Here is a 17,976-nt window from a genome sequence, read left to right on the forward strand (position 1 = left end):
ACAGGCGAAGAGGTTCACAGCGTTCTGATTAGCCGGGCAGGATTGCCGGCATAAATTCCCTTGATGGTCACCGGCTTCACGACCACACTGCCCGCGCCAATCACCGCACCGCTGCATATCGTTTCCGTCAGAATGGTCGCGCCGCTGCCCACGGTAACATGGTCGCCCAGCGTGATGCGCAGCCAGTTTTGCGCATCCGCATCCGGTTTACCGCTGTGAAACAGATCGTTGGCAAAGGTGACGTTATGCCCGATAAAGCAGTGATCGCCCAGCGTGACGTTCTCGCAGATAAACGTGTGCGACTGAATACGACTGCCGCGCCCAATCACGCACCCTTTCTGGATCTCGACAAACGGGCCGACAAACACATCATCCTGTAACACACATTCATAGATGTTTGCCGGGGTCATCACCCGAACATTTTGCCCGCTGACCACATTGCGAATGTCACTGTCGATAATCTTCATTGCACCCTCTACTTATACAGCGCCAGATTCCCCGTCAGTTGCGTGATCTTCTTCTTTGGCCCGATTAAGCCAATCGCGACCAGCTCAATCTGTGGGCTGCTGACTGTGGAAATACGTTCCCCATACTCTTCATACGTCCGGCACGACTGTGCCAGCGCGCTAAACGGCATGGCGTAGATATCCTCATCCTGACTGGCGATAGACAGTAATTGTTGCACATAACTGCCCTCTGCCAGCAGCACAGGCAACGGGGCATAGATCACCCCCGGATAGTTCACCCCATCGCCACTTTGCAGATCCGGCCCCACCAGATTGTCGACCGTGCGGCCAAAGCTGATGCCAATCACGCTGGCAGCATTCATCGCCAGCCCGGGGCTGAGTTGATTGTCGATAATAATCGTACAACGGTGCTGCGTGGCGTCAAATTTCATCGAAATTTCCTGGTGTCAGTCACAATAATCAGGCGAATATTATTGCGCAGCGTGGCGGGAAAAGGTTGTCTCAATCTGTTGTAAAAATGCCTAAAAAGGGCAAGATTAACCTATTGAAATATCAATATGAGAAGAAATGGACCTGATGACCTTAAACACAATCGACATGAAAATTCTGGCGCTGCTGCAAAACGATGCGCGCGTCACCAATCAGACGTTGGCCGACCATATCGGTATGTCGGCATCGCCATGCTGGCGTAAAGTGCGCAAGCTGGAAGAGGATGAAGTCATTCAGGGCTATCGCGCCGTGCTGAATCGCAAGAAAATTGGCCTGGGGGTAATGGTCTTTGTCCGCGTATCGATCGATAGCCACAACGAGGCCGAAGCACGCAAATTTGAACAGGAAGTCACCGCACTGGAGGATGTGGTGGCCTGCTACAGTATCGGCGGCGATGCAGACTTTCTGTTACAGGTGGTAGCCCAGGATCTGGATGCCTACGCTGACTTTGCCATGAAAGTGATCCGCCGCCTGCCAGGCATCAAAGAGATGCAGAGTATGTTTGTGCTGAAAGAGATTAAGCCGCTGGTCAGCTATCCCATTAAAGCCGGGTAAATACCCCGGCAGAATTGCGATTAACAGTTAATTGCGTATAATTCGATTATTATTTGCGCGCAAGAATTAAGGTGCATAACGATGAACGAAACAATCGATCACGCCACGTTCAATAAGTTGGCAGAAGCCGGTGCAATCAACTCCGTCCAGGTGGTGGCTCAGCCCGGAGGCTGGATATTGTTGATCCGCTATGGACGCATAGAGAGCCAACTGACTACGCAACGCAGCCGCAAGACGCGTCTGTTTAAACGACTGGAGTCATTGGTTATCTATTTGAAAGACCTGGGCATCGAACGCTTTGATATTGACTCTTCAGGCTTTGACCCACAAATAGGACCAACGGGTACACGGCCCGATCGTTCTGCGGCGCTTAAACGCGCCCATGAAGCCGCAGCGTATGAGCAGTGGTTTAGTGAACAGGTTTTGATTTCACAGAATGATGACAGCCCTTCCCTTGATCATCAGCAAGTCCGGGAAATTTTTGCCGCGAGGAAGCGCGCTCTGCTTAAGGAATAATCATGGAACTGGTATGGAAGCCACATGCCCTGAAGGACAGGGAAACCATCATGGATTATATTGCCAAAGACAACCCGCTGGCCGCAGTTGAACTGGATGATCGCTTTGAAATTATCGCAGAATCAGCATGTCGTCACCCGGACATGTACAAAATGGGGCGAGTGCCCGGCACTCATGAGGCGGTGGTACATCCCCATTACGTCATGATTTATCAGGTCGATAGTTGTAGCCTGCAGATACTGCGTATCCTGCACACTGCCCGTCAATGGCCATAACCGCCACCATTCTCGCCTACACGACCATCACTGTCTTCCCTTTGCCGATCAGTTGATCCAGCACCTCTGGCGGGGCGGCATCATCGGTAATGATGGTGTCGATTTTTGCCAGCGGCAGGACCTGGTTAAAACCTTTGCGGCCGAACTTACTGGCATCGGTTACCACCACCACTTTATGCGCGGCCGCCGCCATGACGCTGCTGATGGCAAACCCTTCGTTAAAGGTGGTGATGCCGTTATCCGGGTCCAGCCCATCGGCCCCGACAAACATCAGATTGGCAGAGACGTCGCGCAGGGCATATTCCGCAATGGAGCCGTGCAGCGAAATGGTTTTATGCCGCAGCGTGCCGCCGCACACCACCAGCGTAATATCTTTGTTTTCCGCCAGGATAAAAGCCGCGGGCAGATTGTTGGTGATCACCGTGATATTGCTGAAAGCCACCAGCTCCTCGGCGATCAGTTTGGTGGTGCTGCCACTGTCGAGGATCAGCGTATCGCCTTCCTGCACCAGCCCTGCGGCCGCAATGGCAATGCGTTTTTTCGGCCAGGAGGCCAGCTGATAACGGTCCGTCAGGCTGACTTCCGCATGATACTGCACGGCCTCAGGCTCCTGAAGCACACTGCTGACTCTGGCGGCACCGCCGTGAAAACGTGTCAGTAACCCTCTCTCTTCCAGCAGCCGTAAATCTGCACGGATGGTGACTTCGGTCACGCCTAACTTCCCCGAAATATCGTTAACCAACAGGCTTCCCTGAGCATTGACCAGCTCAACAATCTTCCTCCGGCGTTCAAACGTATTCATAACGGCTCCTGAAATGATGATAGGCGAAAGCTTAAACGGAAGTATTAGAAAGTAAAAGACAATAAAGACAAAGAAAGACAACGAAAGAATACGAAAAGATTATGACTCCGATCACAAAAGAACAGGAAGCCAATTGCGCCACATTCGAAAACAAACGATTGTTTGCGTAGTCAACCGGAGGGTATATGAGAAAGATCATTGAACAACACCAGCGAGATCCACAGATTGGCATCTGCTCAGTCTGTTCTGCACACCCGTTAGTGATCGAAGCGGCACTGAGAATGGATCTGCACAGCGATCGTGCGGTATTAATCGAGGCCACATCCAATCAGGTCAATCAGTTTGGTGGCTACACTGGCATGACGCCGGAGAGCTTTCGTGATTACGTGCTGACGATTGCCGACCAGGTGGGGTTTCCGTCACAACGTCTGATCCTCGGCGGCGATCATCTTGGGCCGAACTGCTGGCAACATGAGCCCGCAGAGCAGGCGATGGCCAAATCCCGGGATCTGATCGCTGCCTATGTGCAGGCGGGTTTCAGCAAGATCCATCTTGATGCGTCCATGCCCTGCGCAGACGATCCCAACCCGTTACCACCGGAAACGGTGGCGCAGCGTGCCGCTGAGCTGTGTTGTATTGCCGAGATTACCGCAACACCTCAGCAGAAAGCCGCACTGACCTACGTGATCGGCACGGAAGTTCCGGTGCCGGGTGGCGAAGCCAGCGCCATTAATACAGTGCATATCACCCACGTAGCGGATGCAGCGGCGACGATTGAGCTGCATCATCAGGCGTTCCGCACTGCAGGGCTGGAAGACGCCATCGGGCGGATCATCGCCATCGTGGTGCAACCTGGGGTTGAGTTCGATCACAGCAGCGTGGTGCACTATCAGCCCGCACTGGCACAAGGGTTGCGCGACTTCATTGCCACCACGCCGCTGGTGTATGAAGCCCACTCAACGGACTACCAAACCCGCAGCGCCTATCGTGCACTGGTGCAGGATCACTTCGCCATTTTGAAAGTCGGCCCGGCACTGACCTTTGCCCTGCGCGAGGCCGTATTCGCTCTGGCCACGATTGAGCAGGTGTTGATCGCCCCGGAACAGCAGAGCCAGATCCTTGCCGTGATTGACCAGGTCATGCTTAACGAACCCGGCTACTGGAAGAAGTACTACCGCCCGGTATTCAGCGACTCGCTGGTGGATATTCATTTCAGTCTGTCTGACCGCATCCGTTATTACTGGCCACATCCGCGCATTCATCGCGCCTTCAGCCAGTTGATGGATAACCTGGCAACGACAGCGATCCCGTTAGGTTTGCTCAGCCAATATCTTCCACAGCAGTTTTCCCGCGTGCTGTGCGGCGAACTCACCCCGACACCGACCCGTTTAATCATCGATAAAATTCAGGACGTCCTGCGCGACTATGCCTTTGGCTGCGAACGTCAACCACAGACACTGAAAGGGGTCAGCCATGCATGATTATCGGTTGTTCATCACGTCAGGCGTGCATTTCGACAACGCACAGCAGGTGCTGACGCATATAGGAGAACGGATGCTGGCCGAAGGTGTAGTGCTGCCGGGTTACCCGGCGGCACTGCTGGCGCGGGAACACCGTTACCCGACGGGTATTGCGCTGGAAAATCACGCCGTTGCCATCCCGCACTGTGAAGCTATCCATGCGATTGAACCGGCCATTTATCTGATCCGCCCAACTATCCCGATCGAATTTGACCAGGCCGATGACGACGGAAAAGTGGCCGCCACGCTGATTATCGCGCTGGTGGTTACCCATCCACAACAGCAAATGACGTTACTGCGGGCACTGTTTAGCCAGCTGCAACAGCCAGAATTTATTGAAACGCTACTTAACGTCCCGGAAGCAGAGATTGCCACCTGTTTTAACCGGCAACTGCTGGCGACGGCGGCCTGACCCTTGTCTTACCTGACCCTACAACAGGAGTGACCTATGAAAAGAAAAATTATCGTTGCCTGCGGCGGTGCCGTCGCGACCTCCACTCTGGCAGCAGAAGAGATCAAAGAGCTGTGTGAAGAGCACGACATCACCCTAGACCTGGTGCAGTGCCGCGTCACCGAGATCGAAACCTATATGGACGATGCCGACCTGATCTGCACGACCGCTCGCGTGGATCGCACGTTCGGTGATATCCCGGTGGTCCATGGGATGCCTTTCGTTTCCGGCGTAGGAATTGATGCGCTCCGGCAAAAAATCCTGACGCTGTTGCAGGGGTAATTCTATGTTTACTGAAATTATGCGTTACATCCTCGATCTCGGCCCGACGGTGATGCTGCCGCTGGTGATCATTCTCTTCTCGGTCGCGCTGGGTATGAAGCTGGGGGATGCGTTTAAATCCGGGCTGCATATCGGCATTGGCTTTGTCGGTATCGGGCTGGTGATTGGCCTGATGCTGGACTCCATTGGCCCGGCCGCAAAAGCCATGGCCGAGCATTTCCAGATCGGCCTGGAGGTGGTGGACGTGGGCTGGCCGGGATCGTCCCCCATGACCTGGGCATCACAGATTGCGTTAGTGGCGATCCCAATCGCCATCGGGGTGAATATCCTGATGCTGATCACCCGCATGACGCGCGTGGTGAACGTGGATATCTGGAATATCTGGCATATGACCTTCACCGGTGCACTCGTGCATCTGGCGACGGGATCCTACTGGCTCGGCATTCTGGGTGTGGTGGTGCATGCCGCGTTCGTCTACAAACTGGGCGACTGGTTTGCCCGCGATACGCGTGACTTCTTTGGTCTGGATGGGATTGCCATTCCACACGGCACCTCTGCTTATATGGGGCCTTTCGCCGTGCTGGTGGATGCCGTGATCGAAAAGATCCCCGGCCTGCGCAAGATCCACTTCAGTGCCGACGATGTTCAGAAGCGCTTTGGCGCCTTTGGCGAACCGGTCACGGTGGGCTTTATCATGGGGCTGATTATTGGCGTGCTGGCCTCCTATGATGTGAAAGATATCCTGCAACTGGCGGTGAAAACCGCAGCGGTAATGCTGCTGATGCCGCGCGTGATCAAACCGATCATGGACGGCCTGACACCGATCGCCCGACATGCACGCAAGCGGCTCCAGGCTAAATTTGGCGGCCAGGAGTTCCTGATTGGTCTCGATCCTGCCCTGCTGCTCGGTCATACCGCCGTAGTATCTGCCAGCCTGATCTTTATCCCACTGACAATTCTGGTCGCGGTTCTGCTGCCGGGTAACAAAGTGCTGCCGTTTGGTGACCTCGCAACCATTGGTTTCTTTGTTGCGATGGCGGTTGCGGTACACCAGGGCAATCTGTTCCGCACACTGATCTCCGGCGTGATCATCATGAGCATCACGCTCTGGATTGCCACGCAAACCATCGGCCTGCATACCCAGTTGGCGGCCAATGCCGGTGCGCTGAAAACCCCCGGCGGCATGGTAGCGTCCATGGACCAGGGCGGCTCACCGATCACTTATCTGTTCATCCAGCTACTGACCTGGCAAAACGTCACGGCCCTGATGGCGATTGGCTCGGTCTATGCCATCGGCGTGTTCCTGACCTGGCGGCGTGCACGTCAGGCGATACCCGCACCTGAGGCGTCTGATCTCACCGAACCGTCGAAATAACTCGCGGGGGTCAACCCCGCGTTACCGGAGTAATCAACATGAAATCTGTCGTTATACACGCCGGAGGTAGCGTTACGGTTGAAGAAAGACCGTTGCCTCATCTCGAACAGCCCGATCAGGTGCTGGTACAGGTTGAATGTGCCGGTCTGTGCGGCTCCGATATTCCGCGCATCTTCCACGAGGGGGCGCACTTTTACCCAATTATCCTCGGCCATGAGTTCAGCGGCCGGGTTGCCGCCTGCGGCAGCGATATTACCGATTTACATCCTGGCGATCGGGTCGCCTGCGTGCCATTGCAGCCCTGTTTTGCCTGTGAAGAGTGCCAGCGTCAACTGTGGTCGCAGTGTCGGCATTATCAGTTTATCGGCTCACGCAGCGATGGCGGAAACCGGGAGTTTATCGTCCTGCCGCGCCGTAATCTGTTCCTTCTTCCTCCGGGAACTACCGCGCTGGCGGGGGCCTTTTTTGAACCGCTGACCGTCAGCCTGCACGCCATGCAGTTGGCGGGGGGCTGTGAGGGTAAAGAGGTGTTGGTTATCGGTGCCGGCACCATTGGTCAGCTGGCGTTGCAGGCGGCAAAAGCGCTGGGCGCTCGCAGCGTTAGCGCGATTGATATCAATCCGCAACGTCTGGCACTGGCGCAGCAGCTGGGAGCCGATCGGGTGTTTAACAGCGCTGAGCTGACCGCTGCTGATATGCAGCCCCTGCTGCATGATCAGCGCTTTGATCAGTTGATCCTCGAAACCGCAGGCACCCCGCAAACAGTAGAACTGGCCATTACCCTGGCCGGCCCCCAGGCACAACTGGCGTTGATCGGCACGCTACATCGCGATCTCAACCTCAGCAGCAGCACCTTTGGGCTGATCCTGCGCAAAGAGCTGCACATTCTCGGTAGCTGGATGAACTACTCCGGGCGCTGGCCAGGCGTGGAGTGGCAGCAGGCCGTGGCGCTGTTCAACGCCGGGTGCATTCAGCTCACCCCGCTGATGGCCGAACTGGGCGATGCCGACACTTACGCCAGCGCCATCAGTGCCCTTCATGGTCAGCCGATGAACGGCAAGATCATGCTGAATTTTCAGAATAATTAAGCAACAGGAGGCGTTATGTACTTAGTGTCTAACCGTGAAATGTTGAAGAAAGCCCAGCGCGAGGGCTATGCCGTTCCGGCGTTTAATATCCACAACCTGGAAACCGTCCAGGTCATTGCGGAAACTGCCGCCGAACTGCGTTCCCCGGTAATTATGGCCGGGACACCGGGCACCTATCAGTACGCCGGGCTGAACTATCTGGTTTCCATCTGTCAGGACGCTGCACGCCAGTACGACCTGCCGATAGCGCTGCACCTTGACCATCACGAAACCTTCGATGATATCCGCCATAAAGTGCAGGGGGGTATCCGCTCGGTAATGATTGACGCCTCACATTTTGCCTTCGCACAGAATATTGAGCGGGTACAACAGGTCGTGGCGTTGTGTCAGCGTTACGATGCCAGTGTGGAAGCCGAGCTGGGCCGCCTTGGCGGTCAGGAAGATGACATGATCGTCAATGAAGAGGACAGTTTCTTTACCGATCCGGCAAAAGCGAAAGAGTATGTGACGCGCACTGGTATTGATTCTCTGGCGGTAGCCATTGGCTCGGCACATGGGATGTATCAGGGTGAACCTCAGCTGGATTTTGCCCGGCTGGCGGCAATCCGTGAACAGGTAGATATTCCGCTGGTGCTGCACGGCGCTTCCGGTATTCCGGAGGCGATGCTGCGCGAAGCCATAGCGCTGGGGATATGCAAGGTGAACGTTGCCACCGAGCTGAAAATCGCTTTCTCCAGCGCGGTGAAGTCCTGGTTTGGTGAACATCCCGCCGCCAGTGACCCACGAGAATATATGGCACCGGGCAAGGCCGCGATGAAGCAGGTGGTGGCAGAGAAAATCCGCATTTGTGGCAGCACCGGGCGGCTGTAAAACGCCACAGAATGACGGGCGGGTCTCTGTACTTATTAATGAGCATAGGATCCTGTTTGCAGCACGGCCTGGACCCTGCACAATGGCTGCCTGATCAACCTCTGGAGTTTGACTGAATGGCGTTAAAAAAAATATTGATGACAGGTGCCAGTGGACGTATAGGGCGAACCTTCTTCAGCGCGATGAAAGATCATTACAGATTTGTCCTGACTGACCGGGTGGCAGCAGATTATGACGTCTCCTCACCACACCGTTTTATATCGCTGGACCTGTCAAAGCCGGGTGCGGCAGCGGAACTGCTGGCCGAAGAGCCGGTTGATGTGGTCATTCATCTGGCGGGAATACCTGACGCCGATGCGTCTTTCACCGATCTGCTGCCCGCAAATATTTTGACCACGACCTATTTAATGGAAGCCGTGGCAGAAACCCCCTGCCAGCGCTTCATTTTTGCCAGCAGTGCACAGACCATTGAAGGATATCCTGTCGACGTACAGATCCATCCCGGAATGGAAGTGTCGCCCGCCAATTTATACGGTGTCACGAAATGTTACGGTGAAGCGCTGTGCTCATTTTATGCCACGCAGCGCGGCCTGAGCTGCGTCGCACTCAGAATCGGTGCGTTTGAACAAAGGCACGCCGACAACCTTCATAACGCCCGCGATTACAGTGCATGGCTCAGTCCGGAAGATGCTGTCAGGCTGCTGACGGGGGCGGTTGAAGCAGAGAATATAACGTTCTTCATCGGTTACGACATTTCGGATAATCGTTTCAAGCGTTTTGATCTGACCCGTACCCGGGAAGTGCTGGGCTATCACCCTTCAGATAATGCATTCAGAGAATTTACACCTGAGAAACTCGCGTTCTGATGAATACGCTCCCGGGGTGTTCATGCTGATGACCCTCCCGGGCGCCTCTCTCCCCGACAGACGACCCTTTCATTATTGATGTGTATTGCGCCCGAGATAACCCCCCCCTCTCCTGAGATGAATTTCAGATAAACGGATATTTTATAACGTCTTTGACTTTGCCAATAATACGTAATGAGGTAATGTTTGCGCTTAACAGGGCCAGTATTTCCTGAGGCAACGACTCGACTATCCTGGAATGTCAATGAAAATCGAATACAGCACGGTAGCTGAACTGCGCCGCGAGTTTATGCGTAGCGTTGTTGCACCCGTTGTGGCTGTGGTGCTTTTTGCCCTGATAGGGTGTGGGTTTACTGCATATTGGGTCACCGTGCAAAGCAATGCCAAAGCACAAGAAAAACAACAACAGGTTATTGAAAACATTTTCGCCCAGCACCTGGTCGACTTTACTCTTCAGCACAAAAACCTATTGAATGGACCGGATCTAATTTCACAGCTGGCGAAGCCCACAGAATTTGGCAGCTGGCTGTTTCATCTTGTTGGCGATAATGAAATGTATCTTCTGGATGCAGAGCAGCGTCCAGTGGTCAGCTGGCTGGAGGGCAAGCTGACCCCCGTTTCCAGCTACGATGCGCTCAGCCCGTCACTATCGCACTGGCTGCTTCCCACGGCATCGCCGGCTCTTATCCATGATTTTATCCGCCTGCGTGGCCGGGTTGCGGAGGTGGTGATCGGCACTCTGCCGGATAATTCCGGGCGACGACTGGTGTTTATCCGCTATCTGCATTACAGCTTTATCGATTTCCTTGAGCATCGCGGTGTGGTCAGCCATTTTCGCTTTACCCCCAGCGTGCCAGACCAGCCCAATAGCGCTGGTTTTCTTCTGACCTCAGCAAGCGGTATTCCCGTCAGCAGTGTCTCCTGGATACCCATGCGCCCCGGCAGCCAGATGCTGATGGTGACAGGCCCGCTGATTGCGGTGGCCATTTTGAGTATCACACTGATGTGCATCATTATGACGCGCCGCCTGTGGCATTCATCCCTCAAGCTCTCCAGCTCAATGCGCCGCCTCGCCGCCAGCGAAGCGCACGCCCAGCATCTGGCCCGCCATGATGTGCTCACCGGCTTGCCCAACCGCGCCTGGATAGAAGAACAGCTCAATGAGCGATTGCATCAGTTACCTCTGAAGCGCGGGAAGCTGGCGCTGCTGCTGCTCGACCTCGATCGCTTTAAAATGATCAACGACACCTATGGCCACCATACGGGCGATGATCTGATCGTCGAGATCGGTCAACGGCTGTCGTCGCTGTTACCAGTACAGGATGCTGTCGGACGTCTGGGTGGTGATGAGTTCGTGGTGATGATCGGTGATGTAGAAGACGATCAGCAGGTTGCCGAACTGTGCCAAAAAATTATTACCCGGCTGGCCGAACCGATGACGCTGCGCGGTCATACGCTATGGGTAGGCGTCAGTATTGGGGTGGCACTGTCACCACGGCATGGGCTGGAGCGGCTGGAACTGATGCGCAAAGCCGATATTTCCCTCTACGCTGCCAAAGCGGAAGGACGCGGGCGCTACTGCCTGTTTGTTCCAGCCATGGATGAAGCCCTGCAAAAACGTCAGCGGCTGGCGCAGCAACTCCATCTGGCGCTGGAAAATGAGACGGGATTAATGCAGTGGTATCAGCCGATTATGGATGTCAGTGGCCAAAAAATCATTGCCGTCGAAGCGCTATTGCGCTGGCAGCATTCGCAGCTTGGCAACATCTCGCCGGCGGAGTTTGTGCCGATTGCCGAAGAGACCGGGCTGATTATTGCTCTGGGCGAGTGGGTGCTGGAGCAGGCCTGTAAACTGGCGATCACCTGTCCAAAACTGATCGTTGCCGTCAATGTTTCACCCCTGCAATTCCTTGCCCCTGGGTTTATTGACAATCTGATGGCGATTATGGCGCGGCATGGGATCAATCCGCAGCAAATCGAACTGGAAATTACCGAAGGCGTGCTGCTGGAAAATGAACAGCATGCGCTGAAAACCATTAAGACCCTACGCGCCGCCGGATTCTGTATTGCACTCGACGATTTCGGCACCGGTTATTCCAGCCTGAGCTATCTGGTCCAGTTCCCGGTTGATACCATTAAAATCGACCGCGCCTTCACTCAGTCGCTAGGGGTACGCGAAAACTCAGCCACCATCGTTGAATCGGTGATCAAGCTGGGGCACAGTCTGGGTATTACCGTTACCGCCGAAGGGGTGGAAACCGAAGAGCAGCGATTGATGCTGGCCTCGGCAGGTTGCGATCGTTTACAGGGATTCCTTCTCAGTAAGCCACAGCCGGCGGAACAACTGCATGCGCTGCTGCGCGAGAGGCATGGCTGAGCGCCGTCAGGCTTATTTTGGTCGCCCCGGGCGCATATCTCCGTATAATGCGCCCCCTGATGATAGCCCGCTCCGGGTGAATTGAGTTGATGTGATGAAAAAGCTGTTCTCGCTATTAGTGCTCGCTGCCGCCGTACTGTCGTTGTGGTGGTTTATGTTCAGAAGCCCGGCCCACGATCCGCATTATGACGCCGCTGCCTGTGCCGCCGTCGATGTGCTGGGCACGCCGACCAGCGAGCAGGACTTCGCCGATAAAATTCGTACAGTTATTATTAACGAAAACAGCTCTTACTCAGTCAAACAGGTCAGCTACGACGATCGGCTGGGCCGATCGTCGATTGAGAAGTACCAGGCGCTCAGCGTGGAGCAAAAAAAGGCTGCCGCAAAGGATGTAGCCAGCTGCATTGATGTGATGAACGCCGCCGGATACTGACGCTCCTCAGGCAAAGCGGAAGACCGCAATCGCCTGCTGAACAGCCTCAGCCTGACGCTGTTGCAGTTGAGCCACTTCCAGCGTTTCTGCCACATGCTTCAGGTTGTGCTGCACGCTGCTGTCAATGCTCTCCACGCTGTCTTTCATCTGCGTGATACTGGTGAGCTGCTGGTCGTTCATATCGGCCAGCTCCTTCACCAGGTCATTCAATCCGTTGATGGTTTGAATAATTTCCTGCATGGTTTTTCCCGCCTCGGCGACCTGCTCAGTACCGCTGTGGGTGCGTTCTACAGAGGTCGAGATCAGTTGGCGAATATCTTTCGCCGCATTTTCGCAACGCCCTGCCAGAATGCGTACTTCCGCCGCCACCACGGCAAAACCCTGACCGTGCTGACCCGCGTTAGCCGCCTCAACGGACGCATTCAGTGACAGGATATTGGTCTGGAAGGCGATGCCGTCGATCAGTTCCAGAATGACATTAATGCGTTGCGACTCCTGCTCGATCTGCGTCATCGAGTTCACCGCTGAGGCGATATTCTCGCCGCCGCGTTTTGCCACCCTGTTCGCGCCCTGCGACAGCTGCTGTGCGGCATGCGCTTTTTCACTGGTCAACGTGGCGGCTTCACTCATCTGCTCCATCGCCGTTGCAGCAACGGCCAGTGCATTCGCCTGCTCATCGGTGCGCTGCGAAAGCGCAGCATTACGTTGCAGAATACTGTCTGACTCCTCCAGCAATGTGCTGACCCCTTCGCTCACCTGATTGAGCGTGCCCCGCATGGTACCCAGCGTATTGCTGAACGTGCGGGCAAACGGCGTTTTGCTTTCATTGCTTCCCTGCCCCAGCGTCAGGCGCCCGGGTTCGCGGTTAATCCACGCCGCCAGCTCAGCCACTTCGCACGCCGCGCGGGCATCCGCCGCCATACGGTGGGCGATAAAGATCAGGATAGCGGTTTGTGCCACGACGAAAATGGCGTGGAACACCACCATATGGAAACCGGGATGCGTAAAACAGACGATGCCGTAGAGGTCGTTTTCCTGAAAATAGTTGAACAGTGCATGGTGCACGGCAGCGGTGGCAGCGCCCATCAGCAGCGGACGAAAGTCGCGGTAAGCGAGTAATGCGGAAAGCAGGACAAAGATGGAGAAGTGGTATTCAACCTCTCCCTGACCGAGTTGAATCAACAGCGCGGAAAACGCGATCAACGTAAAAGCAAACCACAGCCGGGTGAACAGGCGGCCAGGCCAGACATAACGTACCAGCGTGGCGACAATCGCCAGCGCCCCGCCAACGCCGAGCGCCAGCATGAAGGAGTCCATCATCCAGCCAATGAGACAGGCAATGGCCCACATGCCCCACGACAGGAAAAGCATCAAAAAATCAGCCTGTTGCCAGATTTTTACCAATGAAACCATCTCACTGCTCCCGCCAATAGCCGGCGGTAACGATGTATCGACCATAATTGTTTCCCGGGCAAGTAAAGTGGGCATCCTGAAAGATCATTAACGGCAGAATTGGCGAGGATCTTTACAACTATATAGCGTTATCTTGCGGGTGGGGTTACGGGGGCGTTATCAATCTGTGAGGAAACAAGTAAAAAAGGCCGCTTTAGCAGCAGCCTTTTACTGAAACGACATCATTTTAAAAAGATTTACTAAAGTGACATCCGGCGTCATCTTCAGACTTCTTTATTTATTCACTTTCTCATCCGCCGCAGACAGGGTCGCTGAAAAAGGACTGCATGTAGAAATTTCCCTGGTGAGGCCGAAATTTTGCCTTGCCAAACTGGAAGGACAGCAGGATATTAGTATCGTCTGATTCACATCGCCGCCCATGACTCATACTTTAGGCATTTTTATCATTCCGGGATAGGGGGAAAAACACTCTTGAAATACCTGGGAATAAATGATAATTACGCGTGGTTAATATACAAGTTATCTTATTAATTGTTATTCGAATAATGAGAGCATGAGGCTAATGAAAATCACTGTAACTGATACGCCCGAAAATGCTGATGAAGCGTTTGTTATCAACAGCCTGTGGCAGCACAATGCAAAAATAACCCCCGTTGATATCCACCCCCTTTTTCTTACGTTACGCGACGAAAACCAGCAAATCTTTGCAGGCCTTGTCGCAAGAACCTGGTGGGGGGGGTTGGAAGTGCAGTATTTGTGGGTCAGCGATGCCTGCCGGGGTAAAGGTGTGGGGCGTGACCTGATGCTGGCAGCAGAACAAGAAGCAAAACAACGCGGCTGTCATATGGCCTATGTTGATACGTTCAATTTCCAGGCCGTCGGATTTTACGAGAAGTTAGGCTACTCCGCTTATGGCGAACTCGGCGATTATGCACATTTGCATACGCGCCACTATCTGGCTAAGAAGATCTGAAATACACCTCAGGGGGAAAAATGGAATCACCGGAAGATAAACCACGATCAAGCCTCAATGCTCTGATTGCCATGATGGAACACTTATCCGAACCCTGGGGTATCAAGGCCCCCGATTCAGAACACCTGTATATGAATAAAGCGGCGTACTTATATACCAATACGCCGAAAAACTTTGCGATTGAAGGCCGATTCGACAGTGATTTTCCTGCCGCATGGGCCGAATGTGAAGACGAGCTTATTGAGCACGATCGTCGCACTCAGGCGTGTAACGGACGGGTTGCCGTGATCGAAACTCACTACTGGTATGGGCAGAAAACCTTAACGCCCTATGTCTGTGAAAAAATCCCACTGTATGGAGAAAATGGGGATTTTATCGGTATTGCATGGAACGCTAAACTGCTCAACACCATGTCACCGCTGAAATATATCACTCAGCAAAAACCCGGGGTGCTGACAACCGAAGTCGATAACGATGTGTTTACCCGTTCCGAACTGGATACGCTTTTTTTGATGCTGCAACGCTTATCTACGAAAGAAATAGCGCGGATTTATAATCTCAGCCATCGCACCGTAGAGAACCGGATTTATAACATCTATCAAAAAGCGGGGGTGCATACCCTGAGCCAGTTCGAAGAGTATTGCCGCCACGCAGGGTTGGACAATTTTATACCGGACCGTCTGATTGAAAAGGGCATCCAGTTTATTTAATTTTTGCTAAGGAAACTCCGTGATTCGTATTGAAGACTACCCGTTAAGTCGCGTACCTGAAAATAAGCGCGTCTCATTTTTAAGCGTTGCCGTGGTCCATATGGGTATGCTTACCGCACTCGACCAATTTATGCTGGGGGCGGTACTGGGGGATTCGATGAGTCTGGCCTCCGCTTTCCTGGCCATTCTGGCCGGCAGCGTGATCTTTGGCATCGTGACCTTCGGGCTGGGCTATGCCGGGATGAAAGAAGGCATATCCGGGAGCTTACTGGCGCGCTGGTGCGGTTTTGGTCGCATCGGTTCGGTGTTGATTGGTCTGGTCGTCGCCGTCAGCCTTCTCGGCTGGTTTGGCATTCAAAATGCCATCTTCGCCAAGTCGTTGAATTTTGCCCTCGGTGGCGCCCTGGGGTTCCCGCTGGCCGCCAGTCTTTCCGGCCTGCTGCTGACCGTGCTGGTAACCTTCGGGTTTAAAGCGCTGCGCGTAACCGCCCGTATCGCCGTGCCGCTGTTTATTTGTCTGGTGGCGTTTATCTCCTTCCAGACGTTGTCCGGCCACACTCTTCAGCAAATTATTGACCTGCCGCCCACCGGTAGCCCGCTGACCATCAGCGCGGCCATCACCATGGTGGTTGGCGGGGCGATTGTTGCCAGCCTGATGACGCCGGATCTGACCCGTTATTCACGCTCATCCAGGCATGTGGCCGGCGTGACTCTGCTGACGATTATTGCCGGAGAGTTTATCGTGAACGGGTTGGCCATTATGATTGCCCGCACGCTGCAAACGGCCGATGTCGTGACGATTATGTCGCAGGTAGCCGGCGGCGTCGGGTTACTGGTGGTGATTCTTTCCACACTGCGCGTGAACGATTTAAACCTCTACTCCTCTTCTCTCGGGGTGATTAACGCCGTCGAAGGTATCTCCGGTAAAAAGTTACAATACCGGAATACCACGCTGGTGATTGGCGTGCTGGGCACCCTGCTCTCGGTGCTGGGTATCCTTGACCGCTTCGTTGACTTCCTCACCGTGCTGGGCGTGGTGTTCCCTCCGATCCTCGGCATTATGCTGGTTGACTATCTGCTGCTGCGCACACACCGTGCCGCGCTGGATAAAAGCCGTGCAGAAGGAAAACTGCCTGGGGACAGCGAAACACCAACCATTGGCTGGATAGCGATTATCGCGACGCTTGTCGGCAGTGTGATTGGCCTGATGACCGAGTGGGGTGTGCCAACGATTAACTCGCTGCTGGTGTCGTGCGTGATTTATTACGTGTTATCGCTGGCGTTGCGTGACCGGGCGGTGGTTCCGTCGCGTTAAGAAACCCTTAAAAAATCGGGCAGAGCACGCTTCGCCTCTGCCCGGTTGGACACACCATTCAAGCGCTATGATAACCTGTCCGTTGTCAGACGATGCTGCTTAATCGCTGTATTTAACAGCACATAGCCACAGCCCGCAATCAAGCCCGCCAGAGCAGATAACAGGACAATCAGCGAGCGTTTTGGTGCATCACGTTGAAGCGGCACCATGGGAGCGCGCATATATTTAAATGGCTGGAAAATCAGCTTGTCGATGTTCAGCTCATTGATTTTTTCAATATACAGATGACGATTCTGCAAATCAGCATTCAGCACGGTCGGGGTCTTAAGAGACTCGACGATTTTCAGCTTACGATCGAGGCCATCTGCCCCCAGCGTCACCGGAAAATCCGGGTCATCCTGATTGGATGAACCATGGCTCCATGACGGTTTCTGCAACCCGGCAGCCTTGGCGATTTCAAGGGCATATTGCAGGCGTTCGAGATTGATACGATAGGCCGTTTCCGCGCGCGCGCTGTCGAAATTATATTTCCCAATGGCCTGGCTTTTACGCATTTCAACCTGATAGCGAAGACGATGATATACATCATCTTCAACCACGGTTGTCACATAGTTAATATAGCCCTGCAGCAGGTCACGCGCGACAACCGGATTTTCAGCACTAAAGGTCACATCGTAGTAAAGATATTCTTTCTGATTCGCGGCTTTATCCTGCAAAGAGCTGCGCGATGAAATATTCCCCTGCAGAATAGCATTGATTAAGCGATGACGCATTTCCGGCGTATTCGCTTTATTTTTAGAGAGTTGTTTAAAATAATCGGTACTGACCAGATATTTTTCACGCAGATTATAGGCGTCAAAATTACGCATAAATTCGGATAACAAAGAACCCGGCGAGATATCCGACTGAATATCCAGCACCTCCAGCGCGGCGAGCATCTTATCCATGCCTTGCAGCTGCGTCGCTTGCGGTATGATCAGCTCCGCTGAACTGGTCCAGCGCTGCGGCAACAGGTAGCTCACCGCCACGCCACCTGACATGGCAATAACGCAAAAGAACATAATGGTGAATTTACTTCTCACCAGAATACTCAGTAGTTCAATTAAATTTATTTCATCATCGGAATGATCCGGTTGAGACAATCCGCCGACGTGCGCAGAACGCACAGGGTCTATTATTCTGGGGGGATTCATGGCATA

20 protein-coding genes are annotated in these 17,976 nt (G+C 53.9%); 15 read left to right on the top strand and 5 right to left on the bottom strand.

Annotated elements, in window-relative coordinates; genetic code table 11:
* Positions 1 to 14 precede the first annotated feature (14 nt).
* Entirely contained in the window at positions 15 to 467 is a 453-nt protein-coding gene (locus FY046_RS10375; protein ID WP_133843645.1) for an acyltransferase, read from the bottom strand.
* An 8-nt stretch (positions 468 to 475) separates the two neighbouring features.
* Entirely contained in the window at positions 476 to 898 is a 423-nt protein-coding gene (locus FY046_RS10380) for a DUF2000 domain-containing protein (RefSeq protein WP_167863871.1), read from the bottom strand.
* 145 nt (positions 899 to 1,043) lie between these two features.
* On the opposite strand from FY046_RS10380, the gene FY046_RS10385 reads away from it, so the two are divergent.
* The 3 genes from FY046_RS10385 (at position 1,044) to FY046_RS10395 (ending at position 2,302) form a co-directional block, all read left to right on the top strand.
* Entirely contained in the window at positions 1,044 to 1,511 is a 468-nt protein-coding gene (locus FY046_RS10385; protein ID WP_133843649.1) for an Lrp/AsnC family transcriptional regulator, read from the top strand.
* 81 nt (positions 1,512 to 1,592) lie between these two features.
* A complete protein-coding gene (locus tag FY046_RS10390) occupies positions 1,593 to 2,027 on the top strand; it encodes a hypothetical protein (protein ID WP_133843651.1) in 435 nt (144 codons plus the stop codon).
* A 2-nt stretch (positions 2,028 to 2,029) separates the two neighbouring features.
* On the top strand, positions 2,030 to 2,302 hold the full coding sequence (locus tag FY046_RS10395) for a type II toxin-antitoxin system RelE/ParE family toxin (protein WP_133843653.1): 273 nt from the start codon (positions 2,030 to 2,032) through the stop codon (positions 2,300 to 2,302).
* 16 nt (positions 2,303 to 2,318) lie between these two features.
* Here FY046_RS10395 and FY046_RS10400 read toward each other — a convergent pair whose 3' ends face one another.
* Entirely contained in the window at positions 2,319 to 3,104 is a 786-nt protein-coding gene (locus tag FY046_RS10400) for a DeoR/GlpR family DNA-binding transcription regulator (protein ID WP_133843655.1), read from the bottom strand.
* A gap of 185 nt (positions 3,105 to 3,289) precedes the next feature.
* Here FY046_RS10400 and gatZ point away from each other — a divergent pair, with 185 nt between their 5' ends.
* The 9 genes from gatZ to FY046_RS10445 all read left to right on the top strand — a co-directional run bounded on the left by gatZ (position 3,290) and on the right by FY046_RS10445 (position 12,366).
* Positions 3,290 to 4,585, top strand: a complete 1,296-nt coding sequence (gene gatZ / locus FY046_RS10405; protein WP_446186021.1) for a tagatose-bisphosphate aldolase subunit GatZ — start codon at positions 3,290 to 3,292, stop codon at positions 4,583 to 4,585.
* Positions 4,578 to 5,036 carry a PTS galactitol transporter subunit IIA gene (gene gatA, locus FY046_RS10410; protein WP_133843659.1) on the top strand — a complete coding sequence of 153 codons (459 nt, stop codon included), beginning with the start codon at positions 4,578 to 4,580 and terminating at the stop codon, positions 5,034 to 5,036. The genes gatZ and gatA overlap by 8 nt, the downstream gene beginning before the upstream one ends.
* A gap of 36 nt (positions 5,037 to 5,072) precedes the next feature.
* Complete coding sequence (gene gatB, locus FY046_RS10415) at positions 5,073 to 5,357, top strand: PTS galactitol transporter subunit IIB (RefSeq protein WP_133843661.1); 285 nt, start codon at positions 5,073 to 5,075, stop codon at positions 5,355 to 5,357.
* A 4-nt stretch (positions 5,358 to 5,361) separates the two neighbouring features.
* Positions 5,362 to 6,732 (top strand): PTS galactitol transporter subunit IIC, encoded by a 1,371-nt coding sequence (locus FY046_RS10420; protein WP_133843663.1) that lies wholly within the window; start codon positions 5,362 to 5,364, stop codon positions 6,730 to 6,732.
* Positions 6,733 to 6,770: 38 nt separating this feature from the next.
* On the top strand, positions 6,771 to 7,820 hold the full coding sequence (locus FY046_RS10425) for an alcohol dehydrogenase catalytic domain-containing protein (RefSeq protein ID WP_159337387.1): 1,050 nt from the start codon (positions 6,771 to 6,773) through the stop codon (positions 7,818 to 7,820).
* A gap of 15 nt (positions 7,821 to 7,835) precedes the next feature.
* The gene (locus tag FY046_RS10430; protein WP_446186022.1) at positions 7,836 to 8,690 is read left to right on the top strand and encodes a tagatose bisphosphate family class II aldolase; all 855 of its coding nucleotides are present in this window, start codon (positions 7,836 to 7,838) and stop codon (positions 8,688 to 8,690) included.
* Between the two features lie 116 nt (positions 8,691 to 8,806).
* Positions 8,807 to 9,556, top strand: coding sequence for an NAD-dependent epimerase/dehydratase family protein (locus tag FY046_RS10435; RefSeq protein ID WP_446186023.1), 750 nt, complete (start codon positions 8,807 to 8,809; stop codon positions 9,554 to 9,556).
* A gap of 244 nt (positions 9,557 to 9,800) precedes the next feature.
* Positions 9,801 to 11,933: a putative bifunctional diguanylate cyclase/phosphodiesterase gene (locus FY046_RS10440; RefSeq protein ID WP_133843671.1), complete on the top strand. Its 2,133-nt coding sequence runs from the start codon at positions 9,801 to 9,803 to the stop codon at positions 11,931 to 11,933.
* Positions 11,934 to 12,027: 94 nt separating this feature from the next.
* Positions 12,028 to 12,366 (top strand): hypothetical protein, encoded by a 339-nt coding sequence (locus FY046_RS10445; RefSeq protein WP_259150887.1) that lies wholly within the window; start codon positions 12,028 to 12,030, stop codon positions 12,364 to 12,366.
* 6 nt (positions 12,367 to 12,372) lie between these two features.
* Here the strand turns inward: FY046_RS10445 and FY046_RS10450 are convergent, their stop codons facing one another.
* Positions 12,373 to 13,824, bottom strand: coding sequence for a methyl-accepting chemotaxis protein (locus tag FY046_RS10450; RefSeq protein WP_446186024.1), 1,452 nt, complete (start codon positions 13,822 to 13,824; stop codon positions 12,373 to 12,375).
* A 517-nt stretch (positions 13,825 to 14,341) separates the two neighbouring features.
* Between FY046_RS10450 and FY046_RS10455 the strand changes: the two genes are divergently transcribed.
* The 3 genes from FY046_RS10455 to FY046_RS10465 are packed head-to-tail and all read left to right on the top strand — an operon-like array spanning position 14,342 to position 16,777.
* Positions 14,342 to 14,752, top strand: coding sequence for a GNAT family N-acetyltransferase (locus FY046_RS10455; protein WP_167863877.1), 411 nt, complete (start codon positions 14,342 to 14,344; stop codon positions 14,750 to 14,752).
* Positions 14,753 to 14,772: 20 nt separating this feature from the next.
* Positions 14,773 to 15,462, top strand: a complete 690-nt coding sequence (locus tag FY046_RS10460; protein ID WP_133843678.1) for a helix-turn-helix transcriptional regulator — start codon at positions 14,773 to 14,775, stop codon at positions 15,460 to 15,462.
* Positions 15,463 to 15,481: 19 nt separating this feature from the next.
* Positions 15,482 to 16,777 carry a cytosine permease gene (locus FY046_RS10465; protein WP_133843679.1) on the top strand — a complete coding sequence of 432 codons (1,296 nt, stop codon included), beginning with the start codon at positions 15,482 to 15,484 and terminating at the stop codon, positions 16,775 to 16,777.
* A gap of 65 nt (positions 16,778 to 16,842) precedes the next feature.
* Here FY046_RS10465 and wzz(fepE) read toward each other — a convergent pair whose 3' ends face one another.
* Positions 16,843 to 17,970 (bottom strand): LPS O-antigen length regulator Wzz(fepE), encoded by a 1,128-nt coding sequence (gene wzz(fepE) / locus FY046_RS10470; protein WP_167863878.1) that lies wholly within the window; start codon positions 17,968 to 17,970, stop codon positions 16,843 to 16,845.
* Between the last annotated feature and the right edge of the window lie 6 nt (positions 17,971 to 17,976).

Source organism: Erwinia sp. 1181_3, assembly GCF_052824965.1.

Excerpts from the sequence above, each read along its gene's own strand:
- FY046_RS10375 (WP_133843645.1), bottom strand. The coding sequence starts at position 467 with ATGAAGATTATCGACAGTGACATTCGCAATGTGGTCAGCGGGCAAAAT.
- FY046_RS10380 (WP_167863871.1), bottom strand. The coding sequence starts at position 898 with ATGAAATTTGACGCCACGCAGCACCGTTGTACGATTATTATCGACAAT.
- FY046_RS10385 (WP_133843649.1), top strand. The coding sequence starts at position 1,044 with ATGACCTTAAACACAATCGACATGAAAATTCTGGCGCTGCTGCAAAAC.
- FY046_RS10390 (WP_133843651.1), top strand. The coding sequence starts at position 1,593 with ATGAACGAAACAATCGATCACGCCACGTTCAATAAGTTGGCAGAAGCC.
- FY046_RS10395 (WP_133843653.1), top strand. The coding sequence starts at position 2,030 with ATGGAACTGGTATGGAAGCCACATGCCCTGAAGGACAGGGAAACCATC.
- FY046_RS10400 (WP_133843655.1), bottom strand. The coding sequence starts at position 3,104 with ATGAATACGTTTGAACGCCGGAGGAAGATTGTTGAGCTGGTCAATGCT.
- gatZ (WP_446186021.1), top strand. The coding sequence starts at position 3,290 with ATGAGAAAGATCATTGAACAACACCAGCGAGATCCACAGATTGGCATC.
- gatA (WP_133843659.1), top strand. The coding sequence starts at position 4,578 with ATGCATGATTATCGGTTGTTCATCACGTCAGGCGTGCATTTCGACAAC.
- gatB (WP_133843661.1), top strand. The coding sequence starts at position 5,073 with ATGAAAAGAAAAATTATCGTTGCCTGCGGCGGTGCCGTCGCGACCTCC.
- FY046_RS10420 (WP_133843663.1), top strand. The coding sequence starts at position 5,362 with ATGTTTACTGAAATTATGCGTTACATCCTCGATCTCGGCCCGACGGTG.
- FY046_RS10425 (WP_159337387.1), top strand. The coding sequence starts at position 6,771 with ATGAAATCTGTCGTTATACACGCCGGAGGTAGCGTTACGGTTGAAGAA.
- FY046_RS10430 (WP_446186022.1), top strand. The coding sequence starts at position 7,836 with ATGTACTTAGTGTCTAACCGTGAAATGTTGAAGAAAGCCCAGCGCGAG.
- FY046_RS10435 (WP_446186023.1), top strand. The coding sequence starts at position 8,807 with ATGGCGTTAAAAAAAATATTGATGACAGGTGCCAGTGGACGTATAGGG.
- FY046_RS10440 (WP_133843671.1), top strand. The coding sequence starts at position 9,801 with ATGAAAATCGAATACAGCACGGTAGCTGAACTGCGCCGCGAGTTTATG.
- FY046_RS10445 (WP_259150887.1), top strand. The coding sequence starts at position 12,028 with ATGAAAAAGCTGTTCTCGCTATTAGTGCTCGCTGCCGCCGTACTGTCG.
- FY046_RS10450 (WP_446186024.1), bottom strand. The coding sequence starts at position 13,824 with ATGGTCGATACATCGTTACCGCCGGCTATTGGCGGGAGCAGTGAGATG.
- FY046_RS10455 (WP_167863877.1), top strand. The coding sequence starts at position 14,342 with ATGAAAATCACTGTAACTGATACGCCCGAAAATGCTGATGAAGCGTTT.
- FY046_RS10460 (WP_133843678.1), top strand. The coding sequence starts at position 14,773 with ATGGAATCACCGGAAGATAAACCACGATCAAGCCTCAATGCTCTGATT.